Origin of the sequence: uncultured Veillonella sp. (assembly GCF_963522475.1) — a bacterium.
Taxonomy (GTDB): domain Bacteria; phylum Bacillota; class Negativicutes; order Veillonellales; family Veillonellaceae; genus Veillonella.
Map to the genome: position 1 here is coordinate 1 of NZ_CAUQYW010000013.1, position 24,434 is coordinate 24,434.

The window sequence follows — 24,434 nt, forward strand, 5'->3', positions numbered from 1 at the left end:
AAACAGAAGATGAATACCTAGCATCCCTGAAAGGTGAAAAAGGCGATAAAGGTGACCCAGGAAATTTACCGGACTTTATTTCTATCGTAAACCCTAATGGCAATCCTACACCAGGCGGTACGAATACTGGTACAGGCACAACACCAGGTGGTGCGACTCCAGGAACTGGAACAACTGGCAACACAAATCCAGGGGCAGGTTCGCCTCCAAATGTGGAACCTAATGGTGGAAACAATGTTACCATTACAATTTCCAACGGTACAGATGCATCCAATCCTATGCCTACGATTGCTTTCAAAAAGGATGACAAAGGCAATGGTACTGGTGTAATTACAGGCCTTAAAACCCCTGATGGAAAAGATGTAACGGCAGCTACGAATGTGGAGTATGTGACAAATGCGATTAAAACGTCTAATCACAATGTGGATACAGCGTTGCGTCGTTTGAATGATGTCATTGGTGATGTGCGTGATGAAGGCCGTTCTGGAAATGCCATGAATGCGGCGTTGGCTGCCTTGAAACCATTGGATTATAAAGAACATGAACGTACGCAAGTGATGGCCGGCGTTGGTCACTATGAGGACAAAACGGGCTTTGCCTTGGGTGTAGCACATTTCACAAATGAAAGAACTATGTTCAATGCAGGTGTTGCTCTTTCAGGTAATAAACACATGTATAATGCAGGGGCTACTTTCAGATTCGGATCTAGTAGTGACGAAGTGGAAACAGTTCCTAAATCTGAATTAGAAATGCTTCGAGCTGAACTAGAACGTGAAAAAGCTAGAAATGCAGAGCAAGAAGCTGCGATTGAAATGCTAAAACAACTAATTATGAAAAAAGCATAAGTTAAACTACATACTTACATTACATGTTGGGGCTACTCAGAAAGGAGTAGCCCCAATTTGTATTCTAGAGATAAAATTTAGGTTTGCTCGAGAAAAGCACTTCATTTTTCTTTCATAATCATTAAATATACTATACATATTGAAAAAAATATTTAGTAATTGATGATAATTTTTGCTCTGAGCAAAAGTTCTACGTAATAGGATAAGAGGGTAAATGATGAATTATAAACGTTCTATACTATTGTTAGGGATGGGAATGTTAACTGCTAGTGTAAGTTATGGAGCAGATGATGTAACTTTACCACATGACAAAAATAATTATGCTGCTGGTCCTGGTGCGGCTGTGACGAATGGAAATCGTGCAGTTGCAATCGGACATTTGGCGACTGCAGTGGATTCTGGATCTGTTGCTCTAGGGGATGCAGCAAAATCTACAAGAAATGGAGTGGCTATTGGTCGAAGTGCATGGAGTGCATATGATAATGCAATAGCTGTGGGTGATACAGCGGTATCTGCTGAAAATGCTGTAGCTATAGGTAATACGGCTAGAGGTTACTTTAAGGAATCAGTAGCTATTGGCCATGGCAGTGAAACAAATGCAGATTTGAGCGTGGCTCTAGGTACAGGTGCTAATAGTAAAGTGAAAGAATCTATTGCATTAGGTTCAGGATCTATCGTTAATAGAGAAGCTGGAAGTGTAGGATATGATCCATCTGGTGATTTCACCATGAAAGGACCGAATAATACCTTGGAAGTGCGTACAATCACTAGTCCAGAGTTGACCGCTAAGGAAGCTGCCTATGCAGTATTGAAGCAGGAAGTGGACACACTAGAAGCAACAAGAGCAGAATTAACAGAAAAAATTAAAAAAGCTCAAGATGATTATGATAATATGCTTGAACCAGATACGTATAACAAATTAGAACTGAATCGAATGGACCTTGAAGAGAAAAAGCAACAATTATCGGCATTACGTGGTGAGATAGATAAAACGAAGGCACCATGGAAATCATCTAAAGGGGCCGTATCCATTGGTAATCCAGAGGGAGGTGAGACTCGTCAAATTATTGGCCTATCTGCGGGGATAGAAGATACAGATGGTGTGAATGTAGCACAATTAAAATCTTTAGAGACGGCAGCTTATCGAGCGATTGATGGTCTACGTGGTGAAATTAGACAAGGAGCTGCTATGTCTGCAGCACTTGCGGCATTGAAACCTGTGAAATACAAAGTAGATGAACCAACACAGGTGATGGCTGGTATTGGTCAATATGCAAATAAAATAGGTTATGCATTGGGGGTTGCTCATTATACAAATGAGAGAACTATGTTCAATGCAGGTGTGGCACTATCAGGAAATAAGTTCATATATAATGCAGGAGCTACCTTACGCTTCGGAAAAGGAAATAGTGCTACAAAACAGTATGGACCTAATGCATCGGTAGCAGTGCTTTCAGAAAGGTTAGAGAAAGTACAGCGAGAAGCTCAAGAAACGATTATGCAACAAGGGAAAGCCATCAAAGATTTGCAAACAGAGAATGCACAATTACGTGCTGATGTAGATATGTTAAAACATATGATACTAAAATAGTTAAATACTATTAGGTAATTAATTTTCTGAAAAAGTTAAAAAATTTTTACAAAATACTTGCATTATATGTATTAGATGTGTTATTATATACGAGTAGTCAAGAGCACCACAAAAGAGTGAAAAAAATCTTGACAAAGTAAATATAAACATATATAATATTATATGTAAGTGTGCTGGCGTAGCTCAATCGGTAGAGCAGCTGACTTGTAATCAGCAGGTTGTGGGTTCAATTCCTATCGCCAGCTCCATTTTATTTTTGGAGGGATTCCCGAGCGGCCAAAGGGAGCAGACTGTAAATCTGCCGTCTTCGACTTCGAAGGTTCGAATCCTTCTCCCTCCACCATTTATAGCGGGGTGGAGCAGTTGGTAGCTCGTCGGGCTCATAACCCGAAGGTCGCAGGTTCAAGTCCTGTCCCCGCAACCATAATTTCACAGTGAAGTGAACGTTCATTGTGCTGGTGTAGCTCAGTCGGCAGAGCGTATCCTTGGTAAGGATAAGGTCACCGGTTCAATCCCGGTCACTAGCTCCATACATGGCGGCATAGCTCAGTTGGCTAGAGCAATCGGTTCATACCCGGTGTGTCCGCGGTTCAAATCCGTGTGCCGCCACCATTAAACCTCACATTGGTGAGGATTTTTTTATTTCTCCATAAAATATAAATTGAAGCTGATGAGTGTAAGGATTACATTTGTCAGTTTTTTTATTTTAGAAGAATATTTGTATTTTTAGAAGTTTTTCTATATATGGTATAATAATGTATAAGGGAATCTTATATTCCATTGATAAATTAGGGTTAATATATTATATTAATACTAGAATGTAATTTGTTTTTGTGAAGGAGGATACAATCCTAATGGCAAAAGAAAAATTTGAACGTACGAAACCGCATGTTAACATTGGTACAATCGGTCACGTTGACCATGGTAAAACTACTTTGACAGCTGCAATCACTAAAGTATTGGCTGAAAAAGGCCAAGCTGATTTCCAAGATTACAGCATGATCGACAAAGCTCCAGAAGAACGTGAACGCGGTATCACAATCAACACTGCACACGTTGAATACGAAACTGAAAACCGTCACTATGCACACGTTGACTGCCCAGGCCATGCTGACTATGTTAAAAACATGATCACTGGTGCGGCTCAAATGGACGGCGCTATCTTGGTATGTTCCGCAGCTGACGGCCCTATGCCTCAAACTCGCGAACACATCTTGTTGGCTCGCCAAGTTGGTGTTCCTGCAATCGTAGTATTCTTGAACAAAGCTGACATGGTTGACGACGAAGAATTGATCGAATTAGTAGAAATGGAAGTTCGTGAACTTCTTTCCTCCTACGAATTCCCTGGCGACGAAGTACCTATCGTTGTAGGTTCCGCTTTGAAAGCTTTGGAAGGCGACGCTCAATATGTAGCTAAAATCGACGAATTGATGGCAGCTGTAGACTCCTACATCCCAACTCCAGTTCGTGATACTGACAAACCTTTCTTGATGCCTGTGGAAGACGTATTCACAATCACTGGTCGTGGTACAGTAGCAACTGGCCGTGTTGAACGTGGTCAAGTAAATGTAGGCGACACAGTAGAAGTTGTAGGCTTGAAAGAAAAAGCTGAACAATACGTAGTAACTGGTCTTGAAATGTTCCGCAAAACTTTGGACTCTGCAGTAGCAGGTGACAACGTTGGTGCATTGCTTCGTGGTGTTGACCGTAAAGACATCGAACGTGGTCAAGTATTGGCTAAACCAGGTTCCATCAACCCACACACAAAATTCAAAGCAGAAGTATACGTATTGACTAAAGAAGAAGGTGGCCGTCATACTCCATTCTTCTCCAACTACCGTCCACAATTCTACTTCCGTACAACAGACGTAACAGGTGTTGTAAACCTTCCTGAAGGTGTAGAAATGTGTATGCCTGGCGATAACGTAACAATGGATATCGAATTGATCACTCCAATCGCTATCGAAGAAGGTCTTCGTTTCGCGATCCGCGAAGGTGGCCATACAGTAGGCGCTGGCGTTGTAACTGAAATCGAAGGTTAATTCATAATCTTTGTAGTAAATAGGACCCCAATTGGGGTCCTATTTTTGTATTAATTTATATATTGTTTATTGTATTTGTAACCAAAGATACAGAATTATTCTACTAATAGTGCTATTATTACCTCAAGGAGAGCAAAGGCTCTCCTTTTGTGTTTTTATAGAAAAGGAGGTAATGTGATGGGTGAATACAAAAAGTATTGGATAGCCGTAGTAGCCGTTCTTATTATTGGTTTTTCTATTCTTGGTTATCTAGGTACTGATGTGTATCATCAAGCACCGCCAGTGCCGACTGCGTATGTATCTCAAGATGGACAGGTCTTGTTCACTAAGGAAGATATTTTACATGGTCAATCGGCATGGCAATCTACAGGTGGTCAATCGGTAGGGACCGTTTTAGGTCATGGCGCATATCAAGCGCCTGACTGGACAGCAGATTGGTTACATAAAGAAGTATCCGTGATGTTGGATATTAAATCTCAAGAGGCCTTTGGAGCTCTTTATGACCAATTGGGACCTGTACAACAAGCAGCAGTTAAAGAAGTGGTAAAAGAAGAATATCTAGGTAGTGCAGTTCGCGATGATGGAACCGTGGTTTTATCTCCAGAGCGCATTACGGCGATGAATATTACAGGTCGTTATTTTGTTGAACTTTATGGTGATAATCCAGAGTTGACATTGACTCGTGATCATTTTGCAATGAAGGACAATACATTGCCTGAGTTACAAGACCGTATTGATATGGCACGCTTCTTCTTCTGGACTACGTGGATGGCATCTACCCAACGTCCTGGTACCGATGCGACATACACTAATAACTGGCCACATGAACCTTTATTGGATCACAATCCGACACCTGAAAGTGTTGCCTGGTCTGTTGTGAGTGTCATCATTTTATTATGTGGCATAGGTGTAGTTGTATGGTTGTGGTCCTTTGGTAAAAAGGACGACGAACATGCATTGGTTCCGCCAGCAGAAGATCCAATTAGCAAGATTACCTTAACTCCATCTCAACGTTCATTAGGAAAATATTTATTTACAATCCTAGCATTATTCTTATTCCAATTGGGGATGGGTGGTATCATTGCTCACTATACTGTAGAAGGTCAAGCGTTCTATGGTATTCCTTTAGCTCAATATTTCCCATATTCTATTGCCCGTACATGGCATATTCAAGCGTCCTTGTTCTGGATTGCTATGGCATTCTTAAGCGCTGGTTTATTCTTGGCACCAATTATTAATGGTGGTAAGGATCCTAAATATCAAAAGCTAGGTGTAGATATTTTATTCTGGGCGCTTGTAGTCCTCGTAGTTGGTTCCTTCGCTGGCACATACTTAGGTGTAGCGCATCAAATTCCAGCAGCGTGGAATTTCCTTCTCGGACACCAAGGTTACGAATATATAGAACTAGGTCGTATTTGGCAATGGATTGAATACATTGGTATTCTATTCTGGCTTGTACTCATGATACGCAGCATTATTGGTGCTTTCAAACAAAAAGGGGATAAAAACCTTATTGCCGCCTTTATCTTCTCTGTTATCATGGTAGGTATCTTCTATGGCCCAGGTTTGTTCTATGGTGAACATAGCCATTTGGCAATTATGGAGTACTGGCGTTGGTGGGTAATCCATCTTTGGGTTGAAGGCTTCTTCGAAGTATTCTCCACTACATTGATGGCATTTATCTTTGTTACATTAGGGCTTGTATCGTACCGTGCTGGTACAGTTGCGGCCATCTCTTCTGGGGCTATTTATCTCATCGGTGGTATCCCTGGTACATTCCATCATCTATACTTCACAGGTGTTACATCCACTATCGTGGCAACAGGCGCATCCTTCTCTGCGTTAGAAGTAGTACCACTTGTACTCTTAGGTTATGAAGCTTTTGAAAACTATACACGTCTTCATAGTGCTCCTTGGATGCATCGTCTAAAATGGCCTGTGTATTGTTTCATTGCCGTGTCCTTCTGGAATCTAGTGGGGGCAGGGGTATTCGGGTTCTTGATCAACATGCCTGTATCCTTATTCTACATCCAAGGTCTTAATACAACTGCAGTACATGCCCACACAGCATTGTTTGGTGTGTATGGTTTCTTAAGTCTAGGATTTGTATTCCTTATTGCTCGCTATATTCGACCTGAAGTAGAATTTAACGATAAGCTAATGAAGTTCGGTTTCTGGGCTCTCAATATAGGGCTTGCATTGATGGTGCTTATTAGCTTATTGCCAATCGGTCTTATTCAATCCTGGGCTAGTATCACACATGGCTTATGGTTTGCGCGCAGTGAAGAATTTATGCAACAACCATTGTTACAAAACTTGCGGTGGGCTCGTCTCATCGGCGATACGATACTAATTGTTGGTGCTGTAGCATTCTTCTGGCAAATTGTGAAAGTTCTATTTCCGAAGAAATCCTAATTGACAGACATAATATAATTCTATGCATTAACGGCATAAATTGTATGAAAAATATGTGATAATTTAGTACCATATTAATGGCGTTCCTTTATAGACAAGGAACGCCATTTTTTGTTATACTATCCATGTCAGGTACATGTGCCTGGCTTTTTTGAGTTGCTCAAAATTCTTGACATAGCTTGCTACGTATGATATATTTCTTTAGTATGTAGTCGAGCGTTTTCGAGTACAAGAGACAGATTTAGTAAATACAAAGCGAGGTGTATCCGGATGCGTAATGCCATTACTTTAGCTTGCACAGATTGCAAACAACGTAACTATCAAACGAACAAGAACAAAAAGAACAATCCTGATCGTATTGAAATGATGAAATATTGCAAATTCTGCGGTAAACATACATTACACCGTGAAACAAAATAATTCTTATCATTCATTACCTGTTGATTTGAGGATGTGAAACAATGGCAAAGTCTAACTCAGCAGTGCAGCAGCGTGGTGGATTTGGAAAATTCTTCCGCGGTGTGAAAGCTGAACTTAAAAAAGTAGTCTGGCCAACAAAAAAAGAACTCATCAATTATACAATAGTAGTATTTTTAGTGACGATTTTTATCGCCTTTATTATCTATATACTTGATGCAGTCTTTGCCCAACTTTTTAATACGTTGTTGCACTTTGTTGGATAAGGGGGCCATTTCATGGAAGCAGATAAGAAGTGGTATGTAATTCATACCTATTCAGGCTACGAAAATAAAGTTAAAACCACTCTTGAACTTAAAGTTCAGTCTATGGGTCTACAAGATGTGATTAGCCGAATTTTGGTACCTCTTGAAGACGAAATAGATGAAAAAGATGGGGTTAAAAAAGTAGTAAAACGTAAGATATTTCCTGGGTACGTATTGGTTGAAATGGAAGTTAACGACCGCTCTTGGTATGTTGTGCGCAACACACCAGGTGTAACAGGTTTCGTTGGTTCTGCCACTAAACCAGTTCCACTTTCTGATTCCGAAGTAGAACATATACTTAAGTCTCAGGGCTTGGATAAGAAACCAAGCATCAACATCGATGTAGAAGTTGGTGAAACGGTACGCATTACGTCCGGGGCCTTTGAAGATAAACTAGGTGTTATTACCGAACTTAACCCTGAAAAAGGAACATTGAAACTTAATGTGGAAATGTTCAACCGAGATACCGAGGTAGAGGTAGAGTTCTCTCAAATTGAGAAAGCTCTTTAATATATATATTATGACTCTAAAAAGAGCAATCGATTTTGGTTGCCAGTGGGAGGATATATATCCGTTACCACCACAGTATAAGCATAGGAGGTTTAATTACCCATGGCTAAGAAATTAGTTAAACAAGTAAAACTACAAATTGAAGCCGCTAAAGCTACTCCAGCACCACCAGTTGGTCCTGCACTAGGTCAAGCAGGTGTTAACATCGTTGCTTTCACAAAAGAATTCAACGAACGTACTGCTAAACAAGCTGGCTTAATTATCCCAGTAGTTATTAACGTATATGAAGATCGTAGCTTCGACTTCATCACTAAGACTCCACCAGCTGCAGTATTATTGAAAAAAGCTGCAGGTATCCCAAAAGGTTCTGGTGTACCTAACCGTGATAAAGTAGCAAAAGTAGGTCGCGATAAAGTTCGTGAAATTGCTGAATTGAAAATGCCTGACTTGAATGCTAATACCGTAGAACAAGGTATGCGCATGGTAGAAGGTACTGCTCGCAGCATGGGCATTGAAATCGTTGACTAATAAGCGTACGACTTGCGCATAAGCGCAAATCGGTGGGAGGGAATTCCCGTTTGACCACATAAGGAGGATATTATAATGGCAAAAGTAGGTAAGAAATACGCTGAGGCAGTAAAACTTATTGAAGCTGGTAAGTTCTACGAACCAGTAGAAGCAATCGAGTTGGTTAAGAAAACTGCAACTGCAAATTTCGATGAAACAGTTGAAATCGCTTTCAACTTGAATGTCGACCCTAAATACGCTGATCAACAAGTTCGTGGTGCAGTAGTATTGCCTCATGGTACTGGCAAAACTAAACGCGTTCTTGTATTCGCAAAAGGCGACAATATTAAAGCAGCTGAAGAAGCTGGTGCAGATTTCGTAGGTTCTGAAGAGTTAGTAGCTAAAATCCAAGGTGGTTGGAGCGACTTCGACGTAGTAGTTGCTACACCAGACATGATGGGTCAAGTTGGCCGTCTTGGTAAAATCTTGGGTCCTAAAGGCTTGATGCCAAACCCTAAAGTTGGTACAGTAACTCCAGACGTTGCTCGTGCAGTAAACGAAATCAAAGCTGGTAAAATCGAATACCGTACTGATAAAGCAGGTATTATTTCTTGCTCCATCGGTAAAGCGTCCTTCGATGAAGAAAAATTACTTGACAACTACCGTACAATCGTTGATACTATTATCAAGGCTAAACCTGTAGCAGCTAAAGGTCAATACATTAAATCTGTAACCTTGTCCGCTACAATGGGCCCTGGTGTGCCTTTGAACGTGTTCAAATTGAGCAACGTTACAAAAGAGCAATAATCACATATGTCTCTTAGCTGTAGACGGCTGGTATGTATAATGGATGAAAATCCGCCCGCTGAGGCTGACACTAGAACAATCTAGGACTAGTTCGACCTCATCGCGTGCGATGGGGTCGTTTTTTACGCTAAGATAGTACATAGAGCACCAAAAAATCTACAAGGAGGTAATCTAATGGCTGTCACTGAACAAAAGAAAGCAATCGTTGCTCAAATGAAAGAAACTCTTTCTGAAGCAAAAGGCGCTGTATTGATTGGTTACTCTGGTTTGACTGTTGCGCAAGCAACTGATCTTCGCCGCAAAATGTTGGCTGAAGGTGTTGAATACAAAGTAATCAAAAATACTTTGACTCGCATTGCTGCAAATGAATTGAATCTTGAAGGTTTCGCTGAGCATTTGGAAGGTCCAACTGCATTGGCTACTTCTAAAGAAGATGCTGTTGCACCTGCGCGTGTAATTGAACAATTCATCAAAACTACTGAGAAAGAAGTTGTAACAGTTAAAGCTGGTATCGTTGAAGGCGAAGTTATGGACGCTGCAGGCGTTAAAGCAATTGCATCTCTTCCAAACCGCGAAGGTATGCTTTCCATGTTGCTTTCCGTATTGCAAGCACCTGTTCGCAACGTTGCATACGCTGTCAAAGCTGTTGCAGAAGCTCAACCTGCAGAAGCTGCAGAATAATAATTTCTGCGCATTATCAATTGGTCGCTTAAGACTGATACAATAAACTATTTTATGGAGGAAAACTAAAATGGCATTGAACATTGAAAACATCGTTGCTGAATTGAAAGAAGCAACTATTCTTGAACTTAATGATCTTGTAAAAGCAATTGAAGAAGAATTTGGCGTAACTGCAGCAGCTCCTGTAGCTGTAGCAGCTGCTGGTGGTGCTGAAGGCGGCGCTGCTAAAGATTCCTTCGACGTAATCTTGAAAGATGCTGGCGCATCCAAAATCAACGTAATCAAAGTTGTTCGTGAAGCAACTGGTCTTGGCTTGAAAGAAGCTAAAGCTATCGTTGACGGCGCTCCTGCACCTGTAAAAGAAGGCGTAGCTACTGAAGCAGCTGAAGCTTTGAAAGCTCAATTGGAAGAAGCTGGCGCAACTGTAGAATTGAAATAATTCTTGCCATAATAAAAGGCGTACCTTTGGGTGCGCCTTTTTTGTTTGCTATTATGTGATACAGGTTATAATGTGGATACATTATAACCTGTATGAATTAGAAAAAGTACAAAGTAACATATGTTGTATTTATCTAATATATCAAATTCTAATTACTGAATTTGATATACTTTAGCTGATACTGTTTTGCCGATTTCCTTCGTTGCTGTATAGGCAGGAGAATCAACAAAGTTTTTGTTGTATTTGTTTGGAACTATGATAGTTGCACCTCGTTCTGTAATCAGTCTTTGATAAAACTCATCTGTAGTTATAGTAGGCATTAGTGTTTTACCTGCTGTCCATAGAGGATTATCCGTATTATGTACAAATACTTGTGTTGGTGTATCGTCGGTGTAATACAAAATTGATGTATAGTATGTACCATATATATAAGTATGTTGTGTATTTGATTCAATATATGGTTTAAATTGAAGTCCAGATTGATCAAGTAAAATAGGTGTTACCGTTATTGTAATAGCCGTATATAAAATGGTTAGAGGTGTAGCTAAACAAATAGATAATGGTAATTTATTCTTTCTATATTGCTTTGTTAATAAAACGAATAATACTATGATGACAAATGCAATAATTAGTGGTATTGGATTTAACTCAGGCGTTGCTATACTGGCTACTAGGAATAAGAGGGGATATATCGCTAATGGGATGGTAACAATATATTTAAAACTACTATTCTTATTATGAAAGCTATTTATAATAGCTTCAGCCCCCCAAATAATACAAGGTATTATGGCCGGTAAAGTATAAGTTATATATTTTGTCGCTACTAGAGAATAAAATAATATAATCACTACAAACCAGATGGCCCCAAGAAGATAAAAATTTTGTTTCCAGTTAATAGATTTGAGGTGGTAAATAACAGCTGGTGTCCATGGTAAAAGAGCAAGAGGGACAATGATTAAGTAATAATACCAAACATTAAATTTGGGATGCTCAGATACAAGTGCTCGCTCCATGTTGTGAAGCCCTAGGAAACCAGATATAAATTCTTGGCCGTGAATTGAATACATAGCAATGTACCATGGGCTAGCAAGAACTATAAATAGTAAGATTCCTAAAGGGTTAAATAGAAGTGTAATATTCTTAGCTAGTGAGTAATTATCATTATTTTTTTGGGTGAACCATCGTGCAGCAATGAATAGTAATAGTATTAATCCAGGCAAAACAATACCGACTGGTCCTTTAGTTACCACTGCTAAAGCTGCTGCTCCGTAGGCTTTTACCATAGAACATTTGTCATTTTTAGCCAAGGCTAGATAGGAATAGCCAAATATGGCTAATGAAAAGAAAAAGAGAAAGCCATCAGTTATGATTGCATGTGAAATGTACCAAAACTGTAAGGCACTAAATAAAAGCAGTGCACTCATAACAGCTATATGCTTAGATCCTTTAATACGATATACAAGATGATACATAAGTGCTACACTGCCACTGGCAATAAGTGTATTCGGTATACGTGATGTAAAGTCAGATATGCCAAATAGTTTATAACTGATCATGAGTGCCCAATAGGTGAGGGGCGGTTTATCATACCAAACTTGGTCATATATCATGGGGGATATCCATGAGTTATGTTTTAACATTGTAATAGCAGATAAAACATAGTTGGATTCTACCGGATCTGTTATGGGGAGATAGGCGTTATAGAAACCGTAACTCAGTACGGTCAATAAAAAAAGCGCACCTATGCGCAGCATGTGATTGTTAATCATAGTGACTCCTTACTTACATAGTTTATATTATTGTACTATAGGGCGTGTAATAATTAAACCGATGAAAGTTAAATATAGATCTTTTACAATACAGAAACAGTTACAAAAAGAATTATTTATGAATAGAATTATTTATGAACAAAATTATTTGTGAAATAATATATTGTATAGAATATTGTTTGTACAGAATACATGAAATGACTTTTATGTATACAAAATACATGCTATAATGAGCGCGTAAGATAAAACCGTTTCATTGAAATACTATTTTGTATAAAAATAGTAGAAAGAGGATTTATTATGAGAAAAGAACATGATTTTCTAGGTGAATTAGAAGTAGCTGATGAATTATATTATGGTGTACAAACAATTCGTGCATTAGAGAACTTCCATATTACAGGTAAACATTTAGACCAAGATTTTATTAAAGCTTTGGCGATGGTTAAAAAAGCATCTGCGTTAGCGAATATGAAAACTGGTCGCTTAAATGTATCTATAGGTAAAGCTATCGTACAAGCTGCAGACGAAGTAATTGAAGGTAAATTTGCTGATCAATTCCCAGTTGACCCAATTCAAGGTGGTGCGGGAACTTCTGTAAACATGAATATGAACGAAGTATTGGCTAACCGTGCATGTGAAATTTTAGGTCATCCAAAAGGTAGCTATGATATCGTAAGCCCTAACAACCATTGTAACATGGCGCAATCCACAAATGATGCGTTCCCAACAGCTATTAAAGTATGTGCCATTTTGAAATCTAAACCTTTACTTGAAGCATTACAACGCTTAGTTGATGAACTTGAGAAAAAGGCTGATGAATATAGCGAAATTTTGAAAATGGGTCGTACTCACTTACAAGATGCAGTGCCAATTACATTAGGTCAAGAAATGGGTGCTTATGCATCTGGTATCCGTCGTGGTATTAGACGGATTAAATCTGCTGTTGAAGGGGCACATGTAATTAACATGGGGGCTACTGCAGTTGGTACAGGTCTTAATGCTGAACCTAATTATATTCATGATGTAGCGTATGAACTTAGTGAAGTAGTAGGCGAACCATTCTACACTGCGGAAAACTTAATCGATGCTACTAACAATACTGATATTTTTGCAGATATTTCTAGCGGTTTGAAAGTTACTGCTCTCGTATTGATTAAAATGGCCAACGACTTCCGTTTGATGGCATCTGGACCTCGTTGTGGTATTGGGGAATTGAAATTACCAGCTCGTCAACCTGGTTCTTCTATCATGCCAGGTAAGGTTAACCCTGTTATCGCCGAAGTATTGAACCAAGTTTGTTACCAAGTTATCGGTAATGACCTTACAATTACATTGGCTGTAGAAAATGGTCAATTTGAATTGAACGTAATGGAACCTGTATTGGCATACAACTTGTTCAATAATCTTTGCTACCTCAAAAATGGTGTAAATACATTCGTTGATAAATTGCTCGTAGATCTTGAAGTAGACCGTGAACAATGCGAATACTGGTTGAATCGTTCCGTTGGTATCGTAACAGCATTGTTGCCGCATCTTGGTTACGAAACAGCATCTGCACTTGCGAAAGAAGCGTATACTACTGGTCGTGCTATTCGTGATATTATTTTGGAAAAAGGTTTATTGACTGAAGATGAAATCAATCATATTCTTTCTCCTAAAGAAATGACTCGCCCTGGTATTGCTGGTGCCAATCTTTTAAAACAAAAAGGCAACTAATATAGTAAGTTGTCTTGACACATGAATAGAGCATGAAAATGAAAGACTGTCAACCCTTTTGGTTGACAGTCTTTTTTAATACTGATAAAATTATATATTGCAAAAGTAGCGTTTCCTGCTTTTGGATATAAAACTATAACTTGAATAGTGATGAGGTTTTCTTCCAAGGTTGTGCTTGGTTAATGGAAAGCAAGGTTATTTTAAAAAATGAAATGGGCCTTGCTTTATTTGACGTTATCTGAGCAGGAAAACTGAGACCTGTAAGATGTCTTTTCCGTGCCGTTATAGAAAATGGTAGACCAGTGTGTTTTGATAGGGGTGAAAGCAAATATGTTCAAACCTGAACAGGTAGGCAAACGAACTCGTTATACGTACGCAAAAATTAACGAAGTTATCAAGATGCCGCATTTATTGGACATTCAGCGTAAATCGTATGAGTGGTTCTTGGAGAGTGGTTTACAAAATATTTTCAACGATATTTCTCCGATTAAAGACAATTCAGGTAATTTAGTACTTTCTTTCGAAGGTTTCAGCTTAGGTGAACCTAAGTATGATATTAATGAATGTAAAAACCGTGATGCTACTTACGCAGCACCACTTCGTGTAAATATTCGCTTGGTAAATAATGATCCAGAAAATATGGACATTAAAGAACAAGAGGTATTCATGGGCGATTTCCCATTGATGACAGATACAGGTACTTTCATCATCAATGGTGCAGAACGTGTTATCGTATCCCAATTGGTACGTTCTCCAGGCGTTTACTACAATAAAGAAATCGATACAATGGGTAACCGTTTGTATGATTCCACAGTTATTCCTAACCGTGGCGCATGGATTGAGCTTGAAACTGATGCAAGCGAAGTTGTGGCTGTTCGTATTGACCGTAACCGTAAATTACCAGCTACTGTATTGGTACGTGCATTAGGTTGGGATACTAATGAAAGCATCCTGGACCTCTTCTGGAACGGTAAAACTGATGAAGATGGTTTGCCAGTATATGATGAACGCATCGTTCGTACATTAGAAAAAGATACAACTCAATCTGCTGATGAAGCATTGGTTGAAATCTATAAAAAATTACGCCCAGGCGAGCCTCCTACTGTAGAGTCCGCTCGTAACTTGTTCGATAACTTGTTCTTCGATGCACGTCGTTATGACTTAGCGCGCGTTGGTCGTTACAAATTGAACAAAAAACTTGGCTGGCGTCAACGTATGTTGGGTCAAACATTGGCACAACCTATCGTAGATCCAGAAACTGGCGAAATTATCCTTGATGCAGGTGTACAAGTTGGGGAAGAACAACTTGATATCGTTGCTAATAGCCATGTATTCGATGGCGAAGGTTTCGCTGAATTCTACATCATAAATAACGATGGTGTAGAGTCCAAAGTTATCTGTAATAACTGCAATTTGCCATTCGATCACCGTACAGTAACACGGGAAGATATGATTGCTAACATCTCTTACTTGCTTAACCTTATGGATGGTGCAGGTCACACAGATGATATCGACCATTTGGGTAATCGTCGTCTTCGTTGTGTAGGTGAATTGTTACAAAACCAATTCCGTATTGGTTTAACTCGTATGGAACGTGTTGTTCGTGAACGTATGACAATTCAAGAAATTGAATCCATCACGCCTCAAGCATTGATTAACATTCGTCCTGTAGTGGCAGCAATCAAAGAATTCTTTGGTTCTTCCCAATTGTCTCAGTTCATGGACCAAACAAACCCATTAGCAGAATTGACTCACAAACGTCGTCTATCTGCCCTTGGTCCTGGCGGTTTATCTCGTGAGCGTGCAGGCTTCGAAGTTCGTGACGTGCATCACTCTCACTATGGCCGTATGTGTCCTATTGAAACCCCAGAAGGTCCAAATATCGGTTTGATTAACTCCTTGTCTAACTATGCGAAAGTAAATGAATTCGGTTTCATTGAAGCTCCATACCGTAAGGTAGAAAAAATCTACGGTACAGGTGCTGATGCTGACAAGGTTATTAAAGTTCGTGTTACTGATTCTGTAGCTTATATGACTGCAGATGAAGAAGAAGGCATGACAATTGCCCAAGCGAACTCTCCGATCGATGCTGAAGGTTACTTTACTAATGAACACGTAGCTTGTCGTCGTGGTCATGACGTATTGGAAGTTACGCCTGATAAAGTAGACTACATGGACGTTAGCCCAAAAGAAGTTGTATCTATTGGTACAGCTATGATTCCATTCCTTGAAAATGACGATGCTAACCGTGCCTTGATGGGTGCGAACATGCAACGTCAAGCAGTGCCTTTACTTCGTGCTCAAGCTCCACTTGTTGGTACAGGTATGGAATATACAGCTGCTACAGACTCTGGCGTTTGCGTTCTTGCACGTGAAGCTGGTAAAGTTGTACGTTGCTGGGGTAATGAAATACACGTTCTTCGCGATAGCGATGGTCGTGTCGATACATACCGTTTGAATAAATTCCTTCGTTCTAACCAATCTACATGCTTTAACCAAAAACCAATCGTTAATCGTGGCGACCATGTTGTAAAAGGCCAAGTATTGGCTGATGGTCCTGCTACTGATGGCGGTGAATTGGCATTAGGTTATAACGTTCTTGTAGCGTTCATGCCTTGGGAAGGTTATAACTACGAAGATGCGATCTTGCTTAGTGAAGAACTTTGCAAAGAAGATATTTATACATCCATTCATATTGAAGAATACGAATGTGATGCGCGTGACACTAAATTAGGTGCTGAAGAGATTACTCGTGAATTGCCTAATACTGGTGATGACACTCTTAAAAACCTTGATGAAGATGGTATCATTTGCATCGGTGCAGAAGTACACCCTGGCGATATTCTCGTAGGTAAAGCTACACCAAAAGGTGAAACTGAATTAACTCCTGAAGAACGTTTGTTACGTGCTATCTTTGGTGATAAAGAACGCGAAGTGCGCGACACATCCTTGCGCGTGCCTCATGGCGAATCTGGTAAAGTTGTAGACGTTAAGGTCTTCACTCGTGAAAACGGTGACGAATTACAACCAGGTGTAAATAAACTTGTTCGCGTATATATTGCTCAAAAACGTAAGATTCACGAAGGCGATAAAATGGCGGGCCGTCATGGTAACAAAGGTGTCGTTTCTCGCGTTATGAGAAAAGAAGATATGCCATTCCTTCCTGATGGTACTCCAGTACAAATCGTATTGAACCCATTGGGCGTACCTTCTCGTATGAACATCGGTCAGGTTCTTGAAACTCACTTGGGCTGGGCTGTTCAAGGCTTAGGTATGAAAATCAAAGCTACAGACCTTCACATCCAAAATGTATTGAAAGAAGCTCGTACTGATGCATCTTACTGGGAACAAATTGACGCTATTCGCGGCTTATATGCTGAAATTGAAGAATTAGAAGCAAAAGCTAAAGAAGATGTAACAGTTCCTCATTTCGATATCGATGAAAAAATCATTGACTTGAAATCTCAAATTCTTGATCATGTAGAATCTGCAGCGCAAAAGAAACTTGAAGCTCTTGGCGGCGAAGCTCGTTATCAAGAACTTAAAGCTATTGAAGCCAAATACAATGCGCTTCATGTAGAGTTCTTCGACTCTGAAGAAGACGCTCCAGAAATGGATCCTGCTCTTGTAGAAGAATTAGAAGCTATTAATAAAGTTAAAACTACATTGAACCATATTGAGTCTGCTCGTGCTAAACGCGTTGAAATTCGTCATGAACTCGAAGGCCTTGGTTACGACTATGAAACATATGGCATGCCAAAACCAGATGTAGCTGGTATTCATATTGCTACACCTGTATTTGATGGTGCACATGAAAAAGACGTATTTGAAACATTAGGCATTGCTGGTCGTTCCGATGATGGTAAAACAGTATTGTACGATGGTCGTACTGGTGAACCAATGGATAACCGTGTAACTGTTGGTTACGTATATATGCTTAAACTCCATCACTTGGTTGATGATAAAATCCATGCTCGTTCCACAGGTCCGTACTCCCTTGTTACACAACAACCATTGGGTGGTAAAGCTCAATTCGGTGGTCAACGTTTCGGGGAAATGGAAGTTTGGGCTCTCGAAGCATATGGCGCAGCTTATACACTTCAAGAGCTATTAACTGTTAAGTCTGATGACGTTGTTGGTCGTGTGAAAGCATACGAAAAAATCGTTAAAGGCGAAAATATCCCTGAACCAGGTGTACCTGAGTCCTTCAAGGTATTGCTCAAAGAACTTCAAAGTATTGGTCTTGATGTAAAAATCTTGAATGAAGATCAAGAAGAAGTTGTTATGAAAGAACTTGATGACGAAGATGAAGTGGTAGAAACTGGTATTGAAGAAGTTATGGAAGGCAGTGCAGTAGAAACTGATGAAGTAACTGTAGTAGAGCCAGAAGTAGAGGAAGAAGCACCTGCTGATAACGGCGGTGAAGATGATATCCTTAGCCAATTGGCGTTCCCAATGGGCGATTCCTCTAACGATGAAGACTAAAACTATCTATAAGGAAGGGAGCGATAGTAGTGCTAGACGTAAATGAATTCGATTCCATGCGAATCGGTTTAGCCTCTCCAGAGCAGATCTTAGCTTGGTCTCATGGGGAAGTTAAGAAACCTGAAACTATTAACTACCGTACGTTGAAGCCAGAACGTGATGGTCTATTCTGCGAACGCATTTTTGGACCAACAAAGGACTGGGAATGTCACTGCGGCAAATATAAACGCATTCGCCATAAAGGTGTAGTCTGCGATAAATGTGGTGTAGAGGTTACACGTGCAAAAGTGCGTCGTGAACGTATGGGCCATATCCAATTGGCTACTCCTGTATCTCACATTTGGTACTTTAAAGGTATCCCATCCCGCATGGGTCTAATCCTTGATGTATCCCCACGTTCCTTGGAACGCGTATTATACTTTGCTTCCTACATCGTAGTAGATCCAGCTGGTACTCCATTGGCAAAACGCCAATTGTTGTCCGAGCAAGAGTACCGCGAATATGAAGCTCAATTTAACGAAGACGGTTATACTATCGGTGGTAAATCCGTCGTAATCGAAACAGTAGCTCAACGTAACGAACGTTTAGCTATTGTTCGCGAAGCACAACGTAAAGAACGCTATAATGCGGCTCTTCGCGATGATGCAACAATCCCAGAAGCAGATAAAGAATATGAAGAGTTAACTCGTGAAGAGCGTTATGAATTGGGCGCTGCTGAAGAGGTTCTCTTCGCATGTATCGACATGGGTGCTGAGGCTGTAAAAGCTCTCTTAGCAGAACTTGATCTTGAAGCATTGAATGCTGAATTGCGCGAAGAATTGAACACTGCAAGTGGTCAACGTAAAATTCGTGCGGTTCGTCGTTTAGAAGTAGTAGAAGCATTCCGTCAATCTGGCAACCGTCCAGAATGGATGATTATGGACGTTGTTCCTGTAATTCCACCTGAATTGCGCCCGATGGTTCAATTAGATGGTGGTCGCTTCGCTACATCTGACCTTAATGATTTATATCGTCGTGTTATCAACCGTAACAATCGTTTGAAACGTTTATTAGACTTAGGTGCTCCTGATATCATCGTGCGCAACGAAAAACGTATGCTTCAAGAAGCTGTTGACGCATTGATCGATAATGGTCGCCGTGGTCGTCCTGTAACAGGCCCTGGTAACCGTCCATTAAAATCCTTGTCCGATATGCTTAAAGGTAAACAAGGTCGTTTCCGTCAAAACTTGCTTGGTAAACGTGTTGACTACTCCGGTCGTTCCGTTATCGTAGTAGGTCCTGAACTTAAAATGCATCAATGTGGTTTGCCTAAAGAAATGGCATTGGAATTGTTCAAACCTTTCGTTATGAAACGTTTGGTAGAACGTGGTCAAGCATCCAATATCAAGGCTGCTAAACGCCAAGTTGAAAGAATTGGCCCTGGCGTATGGGAATCCTTGGAAGAGGTAATCAAAGAACATCCAGTTCTCTTGAACCGTGCCCCTACATTGCATAGACTTGGTATTCAAGCTTTCGAACCAATCCTTTGGGAAGGCCGTGCTATTAAATTGCATCCATTAGTATGTACAGCCTTCAACGCCGATTTTGACGGTGACCAAATGGCTTGTCACTTACCATTGTCCGTAGAAGCACAAGCGGAAGCTCGTACATTGATGCTTTCTAGCCATAATATCTTGTCCACTAAAGACGGTAAACCAGTAGCAGTACCTTCTCAAGATATGATCTTGGGTACATACTACTTAACAGTTGTACGCGAAGATACTCGTGATAAAGCGAAAACATTTGCTACTTATGATGAAGTAATGCTTGCATACGAATCTCATATCATTGGCTTGCAAGATATTCTTTATATCCGCTTACCTGACCATGGCCGTGTAGAAACAACTGCAGGTCGCTTAATCTTCAACAATGCATTATTCTCAGAATTATGGCAATATGAAAAACGCGAAGATGGCACTTACTCTTTAGGTAAGGTTATGGATAAGAAAACAGTTGGTAAATTGGTTGACCAATGCTTCCAATTGTTTGGCAATGAAAAGACTGCAGAACTTTTGGACCGTATTAAATCCTTGGGTTACTCCTTCGCACGTCGCGCAGGTATGACTGTAGCTATTGCAGATATTAAAGTACCAGAAGTAAAAACTGGTTTATTAGACACAGCAGAACAAGAAGTAGAAAAAGTATCTCGTTTGTATCGCCGTGGTCTTATTACAGAAGAAGAACGTTACCGTAAAACTATCCAATTGTGGACTCAAGCAACAGAAGACGTTACTGATGCCATGATGGATAATATGGCGCGTGATAAAGATGGCTTCAACCCTGTTTACATGATGGCTATCTCTGGTGCCCGTGGTAATAAACAACAGATCCGTCAGCTTGCTGGTATGCGTGGTTTGATGGCCGATCCATCTGGTCGTATTATCGACTTGCCAATCAAAGCAAACTTTAAAGAAGGCTTGACTGTATTGGATTACTTTACTTCCTCTCATGGTGCTCGTAAAGGTTTGGCCGATACAGCGCTTCGTACAGCTGACTCTGGTTATTTGACTCGTCGTCTTGTTGACGTATCTCAAGATGTTATCGTTCGTGAGGACGATTGTGATGTTGTAGGTATCGATCTCGTTCGTGAACGTGCTCGTTTGGCTACTTCTCCGCGTCAAGCATTGGAATTGTTGAAAGACAAACTTATTGGTCGTGTGTTAGATAAAGATGTAGTGAACGTAGAAACAGGGGAACTTGTTATACCTTCCGAAACTATCTTGGACGAACAATGCTTAGCAGATATTGCAGAATCTGGTGTTACATCTGTGGCATTACGCGGTGCTCATTTAGGCTCTGATAGTGATATTAACCATACTAACTTGGTTCAAAAAATTATTCTTGGTGAAAGTGATGACAGTATTCGTGCAACATTAAAAGAAACTATGGTTCAAAATATGTTGAACAAAGATACTGTTAATGCAATTGTTGACAGTGAAGGTGTAGAAATCTTCCCTGCTAACACACGCCTTACTGAAGAAGGCATCGAAGCTATCCTTAACTCCGATGTAAAAGAAGTACAAGTACGCAACAATGAAATCCACGGTATTGAAGTAGAAGCTATTGTTGAGGGTACTGGTGTTATTGAACCATTAAAAGATCGTATTGTAGGTCGTATTGCAGCAGAAGAATTGGTTAATAAGGAAACTGGTGAAGTTATCGTTCCTCTTAACGGTGAAATTACAGAACCATTGGCTGATGAAGTTGTAAAACACTATGAAACAGTTAAAATCCGTTCCGTATTGACTTGCCGCAGCCCTTATGGCGTATGTCGCAAGTGCTATGGACGAGACCTTGGTACAGGCGGTCAAGTTCAAGTTGGTGAAGCTGTAGGTATTATTGCAGCGCAATCCATCGGTGAACCTGGTACTCAGTTGACAATGCGTACATTCCATACAGGTGGTGTCGCAGGTGACGATATTACACAAGGTTTGCCACGTGTCGAAGAATTGTTTGAAGCACGTAAACCAAAACGTAATGCTATCATCGCAGAAAACGAAGGTACAGTTCGAGTTGTACCTAACGAAGGTAAAAAAGGTACTAATACTATCTTCATTACTGGTGAAGATGGTATAGAACTCGATTACCTCATCCCATATGGTTCCCGCATTATCGTTAAAGACGGTGATGTTGTATCCTTAGGCGCACGTTTGACAGAAGGTTCTATCAACCCTCATGACATTATGCGTGTAATGGGTACTGAAGCAACTCAACGTTACCTCGTATACGAAGTACAAAAAGTATACAAATCTCAAGGTGTAGAAATTAACGATAAACATATCGAAGTTATCGTTCGTCAAATGCTTCATAAAGTAAAGGTTGAAACAGCTGGCGATGCAGATATGCTTCCAGGGGATATGGTCGACGTTAATACCTTTGACGAAGAAAACCGTCGTCTTACTCTTAATGGCCGTGAAAACGCTACAGGCAAACGTACATTGTTAGGTATTACTAAAGCTGCATTGGCTACGGATTCCTTCTTGTCTGCTGCGTCCTTCCAAGAAACAACACGTGTTCTTACTGACGCTGCTATCAAAGGTAAAATCGATCCATTATTGGGTTTAAAAGAAAATGTAATCATCGGTAAATTGATCCCTGCTGGTACTGGCATGAGTCGTTACCGTAAGATTGAGGTTGTTAAAAACACACCTGAAATCATCGATATTACAGAAGAAACTGCTGTGGAAGAATAATCTATTGTAATAGAAGAGAGCGTGCCTTAGGGCACGCTCTTTTTTTATAGATACTAAAGTTCTTTGTTAAGATATAATTGTCAGAAAGAATAAATAAACCTAAAAGTTTAATAATATAAATATATTGAATATGGTTAATAAAATTGAACTAAAAAATGACTATTTATTTTTCTGTTATATCAATTATGCATACATAAAATGTGATTTATTAAAATAATATGAAAGTAATGTATAAAAATGAGAATGAAATAACTATTTTTGCATAAAAATAACATATATTGTTATATGATTCGTTATTGTGAAACGCACGGAAACGTGTACATATAAAATGCAGTTGTATAGCGGTGTAGAGCGTCGAAAAACGTTTGACATGTGTTTGTGTAATTGGTATACTTACATAGTGCTCAGGGGCAAGTATGCCTAAGTAGCATAATTTCGTAAGGAGAGTTTACTATGGACATTGCCCATCTGAAGTCGATGAACAAAACAATCGGTGCCAAGCAAACGTTGAAAAACATTGCACGAGGGACTGTGAAGTATGTGTTCATAGGACATGATAGTGATGAAAGTGTAGTTGAACCTATACGAAATGCTTGTGCTGAACAGGGAATACCTGTGAATGACAAGTACACTATGGATGACCTTGGTCGTGCGTGTCGCATTAAGGTGCGGGCCACAGCGGTAGGTGTCCTACGTTAATCTTGGTAATATCCGATGTAACACTTCGTTATGACGGATCAATTATAAATCTCAAATTTGGAAAGGAGGTGCCCAAATGCCAACAATTAATCAGCTAGTACGCAAAGGTCGCATGAGCTTGACTAAAAAATCTACAGCTCCAGCACTTCAAGAATCTCCACAAAAACGTGGTGTATGTACTCGTGTGTACACAGCTACTCCAAAGAAACCAAACTCCGCGCTTCGTAAAGTTGCCCGTGTACGTTTGACAAACGCTATTGAAGTAACTGCTTACATCCCAGGCATTGGTCACAATTTACAAGAACACAGTGTTGTACTTATCAGAGGCGGTCGTGTAAAAGACCTTCCAGGTGTGCGTTATCACATCGTTCGTGGTGCATTGGATACAGCTGGCGTACAAAATCGTATGCAAAGTCGTTCCAAATACGGCGCGAAAAAAGCTAAAAAATAATTTTAGCCATTAAACGAAACTAACACACATCATTATAAAGGAGGAATTGAACATGCCAAGAAAAGGCCCTGTTCCGAAACGTGATGTACTTCCAGATCCGGTGTACAACAGCAAATTAGTAACACGTTTCATTAACAAAGTTATGTACGATGGCAAAAAAGGCATTGCTGAAACTATCGTATATGATGCATTCGAAATTATTCGTTCCAAAATGGGTCAAGACCCAATGGAAGTTTTTGATCAAGCATTGAAAAATGTTATGCCTGTACTTGAAGTACGTGCTCGCCGTATCGGTGGTGCTAACTATCAAGTGCCAGTTGAAGTTCGTGCTGATCGCCGTCAAACACTCGGTATTCGCTGGGTTGTAAACTATGCTCGTCTTCGTGGTGAACGCACTATGAAAGAACGCTTAGCAGGCGAATTGATGGACGCTTTCAACAATGCAGGCGCTGCAATCAAGAAAAAAGAAGATACTCATAAAATGGCAGAAGCTAATAAAGCATTTGCTCATTATCGTTGGTAA

The 24,434-nt window shown here is 40.1% G+C and carries 18 protein-coding genes and 5 tRNA genes; 22 read left to right on the forward strand and 1 reads right to left on the reverse strand.

Annotation, left to right across the window (positions count from 1 at the left end; translation table 11 throughout):
* The 16 genes from RWP19_RS07435 to rplL form a co-directional block, all read left to right on the forward strand.
* Positions 1 to 845 (forward strand): YadA C-terminal domain-containing protein (locus RWP19_RS07435; protein WP_314357147.1); only part of this gene is annotated, 845 nt, incomplete at its 5' end.
* Positions 846 to 1,059: 214 nt separating this feature from the next.
* Positions 1,060 to 2,436: a YadA-like family protein gene (locus RWP19_RS07440; protein ID WP_314357149.1), complete on the forward strand. Its 1,377-nt coding sequence runs from the start codon at positions 1,060 to 1,062 to the stop codon at positions 2,434 to 2,436.
* 172 nt (positions 2,437 to 2,608) lie between these two features.
* A tRNA-Thr gene (locus RWP19_RS07445) sits at positions 2,609 to 2,684 on the forward strand.
* 10 nt (positions 2,685 to 2,694) lie between these two features.
* Positions 2,695 to 2,779, forward strand: a tRNA-Tyr gene (locus RWP19_RS07450).
* Between the two features lie 5 nt (positions 2,780 to 2,784).
* Positions 2,785 to 2,860, forward strand: a tRNA-Met gene (locus RWP19_RS07455).
* 30 nt (positions 2,861 to 2,890) lie between these two features.
* Positions 2,891 to 2,966: transfer RNA gene (locus tag RWP19_RS07460), tRNA-Thr, on the forward strand.
* A gap of 5 nt (positions 2,967 to 2,971) precedes the next feature.
* Positions 2,972 to 3,048 (forward strand) — tRNA-Met (locus RWP19_RS07465).
* A 242-nt stretch (positions 3,049 to 3,290) separates the two neighbouring features.
* Positions 3,291 to 4,478 carry an elongation factor Tu gene (gene tuf, locus RWP19_RS07470; RefSeq protein ID WP_126413463.1) on the forward strand — a complete coding sequence of 396 codons (1,188 nt, stop codon included), beginning with the start codon at positions 3,291 to 3,293 and terminating at the stop codon, positions 4,476 to 4,478.
* Between the two features lie 177 nt (positions 4,479 to 4,655).
* On the forward strand, positions 4,656 to 6,893 hold the full coding sequence (locus RWP19_RS07475) for a nitric-oxide reductase large subunit (protein ID WP_314357152.1): 2,238 nt from the start codon (positions 4,656 to 4,658) through the stop codon (positions 6,891 to 6,893).
* Positions 6,894 to 7,163: 270 nt separating this feature from the next.
* Positions 7,164 to 7,313: a 50S ribosomal protein L33 gene (rpmG, locus tag RWP19_RS07480; protein WP_004693530.1), complete on the forward strand. Its 150-nt coding sequence runs from the start codon at positions 7,164 to 7,166 to the stop codon at positions 7,311 to 7,313.
* A gap of 41 nt (positions 7,314 to 7,354) precedes the next feature.
* Positions 7,355 to 7,576 carry a preprotein translocase subunit SecE gene (secE, locus tag RWP19_RS07485; protein ID WP_060924347.1) on the forward strand — a complete coding sequence of 74 codons (222 nt, stop codon included), beginning with the start codon at positions 7,355 to 7,357 and terminating at the stop codon, positions 7,574 to 7,576.
* Positions 7,577 to 7,588: 12 nt separating this feature from the next.
* Positions 7,589 to 8,125, forward strand: coding sequence for a transcription termination/antitermination protein NusG (gene nusG / locus RWP19_RS07490; protein WP_005385471.1), 537 nt, complete (start codon positions 7,589 to 7,591; stop codon positions 8,123 to 8,125).
* Between the two features lie 102 nt (positions 8,126 to 8,227).
* On the forward strand, positions 8,228 to 8,653 hold the full coding sequence (gene rplK, locus RWP19_RS07495) for a 50S ribosomal protein L11 (RefSeq protein WP_004693535.1): 426 nt from the start codon (positions 8,228 to 8,230) through the stop codon (positions 8,651 to 8,653).
* Positions 8,654 to 8,728: 75 nt separating this feature from the next.
* Complete coding sequence (rplA, locus tag RWP19_RS07500) at positions 8,729 to 9,439, forward strand: 50S ribosomal protein L1 (protein ID WP_005385473.1); 711 nt, start codon at positions 8,729 to 8,731, stop codon at positions 9,437 to 9,439.
* A 174-nt stretch (positions 9,440 to 9,613) separates the two neighbouring features.
* The gene (rplJ, locus tag RWP19_RS07505) at positions 9,614 to 10,120 is read left to right on the forward strand and encodes a 50S ribosomal protein L10 (RefSeq protein ID WP_060924345.1); all 507 of its coding nucleotides are present in this window, start codon (positions 9,614 to 9,616) and stop codon (positions 10,118 to 10,120) included.
* 70 nt (positions 10,121 to 10,190) lie between these two features.
* Positions 10,191 to 10,559 carry a 50S ribosomal protein L7/L12 gene (gene rplL / locus RWP19_RS07510; RefSeq protein ID WP_005385476.1) on the forward strand — a complete coding sequence of 123 codons (369 nt, stop codon included), beginning with the start codon at positions 10,191 to 10,193 and terminating at the stop codon, positions 10,557 to 10,559.
* A gap of 152 nt (positions 10,560 to 10,711) precedes the next feature.
* Here the strand turns inward: rplL and RWP19_RS07515 are convergent, their stop codons facing one another.
* On the reverse strand, positions 10,712 to 12,328 hold the full coding sequence (locus RWP19_RS07515; protein ID WP_314357153.1) for a glycosyltransferase family 39 protein: 1,617 nt from the start codon (positions 12,326 to 12,328) through the stop codon (positions 10,712 to 10,714).
* A 300-nt stretch (positions 12,329 to 12,628) separates the two neighbouring features.
* Here RWP19_RS07515 and RWP19_RS07520 point away from each other — a divergent pair, with 300 nt between their 5' ends.
* From RWP19_RS07520 to rpsG, 6 genes are all read left to right on the forward strand, one after another.
* Positions 12,629 to 14,044, forward strand: coding sequence for an aspartate ammonia-lyase (locus tag RWP19_RS07520; RefSeq protein WP_314357155.1), 1,416 nt, complete (start codon positions 12,629 to 12,631; stop codon positions 14,042 to 14,044).
* Positions 14,045 to 14,374: 330 nt separating this feature from the next.
* Positions 14,375 to 18,529, forward strand: coding sequence for a DNA-directed RNA polymerase subunit beta (rpoB, locus tag RWP19_RS07525; protein WP_314357157.1), 4,155 nt, complete (start codon positions 14,375 to 14,377; stop codon positions 18,527 to 18,529).
* Between the two features lie 29 nt (positions 18,530 to 18,558).
* Complete coding sequence (gene rpoC, locus RWP19_RS07530; protein WP_314357158.1) at positions 18,559 to 22,761, forward strand: DNA-directed RNA polymerase subunit beta'; 4,203 nt, start codon at positions 18,559 to 18,561, stop codon at positions 22,759 to 22,761.
* Positions 22,762 to 23,214: 453 nt separating this feature from the next.
* On the forward strand, positions 23,215 to 23,460 hold the full coding sequence (locus tag RWP19_RS07535; RefSeq protein WP_314357159.1) for a ribosomal L7Ae/L30e/S12e/Gadd45 family protein: 246 nt from the start codon (positions 23,215 to 23,217) through the stop codon (positions 23,458 to 23,460).
* Between the two features lie 76 nt (positions 23,461 to 23,536).
* Complete coding sequence (gene rpsL / locus RWP19_RS07540; protein WP_004693554.1) at positions 23,537 to 23,911, forward strand: 30S ribosomal protein S12; 375 nt, start codon at positions 23,537 to 23,539, stop codon at positions 23,909 to 23,911.
* A 52-nt stretch (positions 23,912 to 23,963) separates the two neighbouring features.
* Entirely contained in the window at positions 23,964 to 24,434 is a 471-nt protein-coding gene (rpsG, locus tag RWP19_RS07545; RefSeq protein WP_004693556.1) for a 30S ribosomal protein S7, read from the forward strand.

Coding starts and splice junctions, on each gene's coding strand:
- rpsG (WP_004693556.1), top strand. CDS start 23,964: ATGCCAAGAAAAGGCCCTGTTCCGAAACGTGATGTACTTCCAGATCCG.
- RWP19_RS07515 (WP_314357153.1), bottom strand. CDS start 12,328: ATGATTAACAATCACATGCTGCGCATAGGTGCGCTTTTTTTATTGACC.
- rplA (WP_005385473.1), top strand. CDS start 8,729: ATGGCAAAAGTAGGTAAGAAATACGCTGAGGCAGTAAAACTTATTGAA.
- rpoB (WP_314357157.1), top strand. CDS start 14,375: ATGTTCAAACCTGAACAGGTAGGCAAACGAACTCGTTATACGTACGCA.
- rpmG (WP_004693530.1), top strand. CDS start 7,164: ATGCGTAATGCCATTACTTTAGCTTGCACAGATTGCAAACAACGTAAC.
- rpsL (WP_004693554.1), top strand. CDS start 23,537: ATGCCAACAATTAATCAGCTAGTACGCAAAGGTCGCATGAGCTTGACT.
- RWP19_RS07520 (WP_314357155.1), top strand. CDS start 12,629: ATGAGAAAAGAACATGATTTTCTAGGTGAATTAGAAGTAGCTGATGAA.
- RWP19_RS07440 (WP_314357149.1), top strand. CDS start 1,060: ATGATGAATTATAAACGTTCTATACTATTGTTAGGGATGGGAATGTTA.
- nusG (WP_005385471.1), top strand. CDS start 7,589: ATGGAAGCAGATAAGAAGTGGTATGTAATTCATACCTATTCAGGCTAC.
- rplK (WP_004693535.1), top strand. CDS start 8,228: ATGGCTAAGAAATTAGTTAAACAAGTAAAACTACAAATTGAAGCCGCT.
- rplJ (WP_060924345.1), top strand. CDS start 9,614: ATGGCTGTCACTGAACAAAAGAAAGCAATCGTTGCTCAAATGAAAGAA.
- rplL (WP_005385476.1), top strand. CDS start 10,191: ATGGCATTGAACATTGAAAACATCGTTGCTGAATTGAAAGAAGCAACT.
- RWP19_RS07475 (WP_314357152.1), top strand. CDS start 4,656: ATGGGTGAATACAAAAAGTATTGGATAGCCGTAGTAGCCGTTCTTATT.
- secE (WP_060924347.1), top strand. CDS start 7,355: ATGGCAAAGTCTAACTCAGCAGTGCAGCAGCGTGGTGGATTTGGAAAA.
- tuf (WP_126413463.1), top strand. CDS start 3,291: ATGGCAAAAGAAAAATTTGAACGTACGAAACCGCATGTTAACATTGGT.
- RWP19_RS07535 (WP_314357159.1), top strand. CDS start 23,215: ATGGACATTGCCCATCTGAAGTCGATGAACAAAACAATCGGTGCCAAG.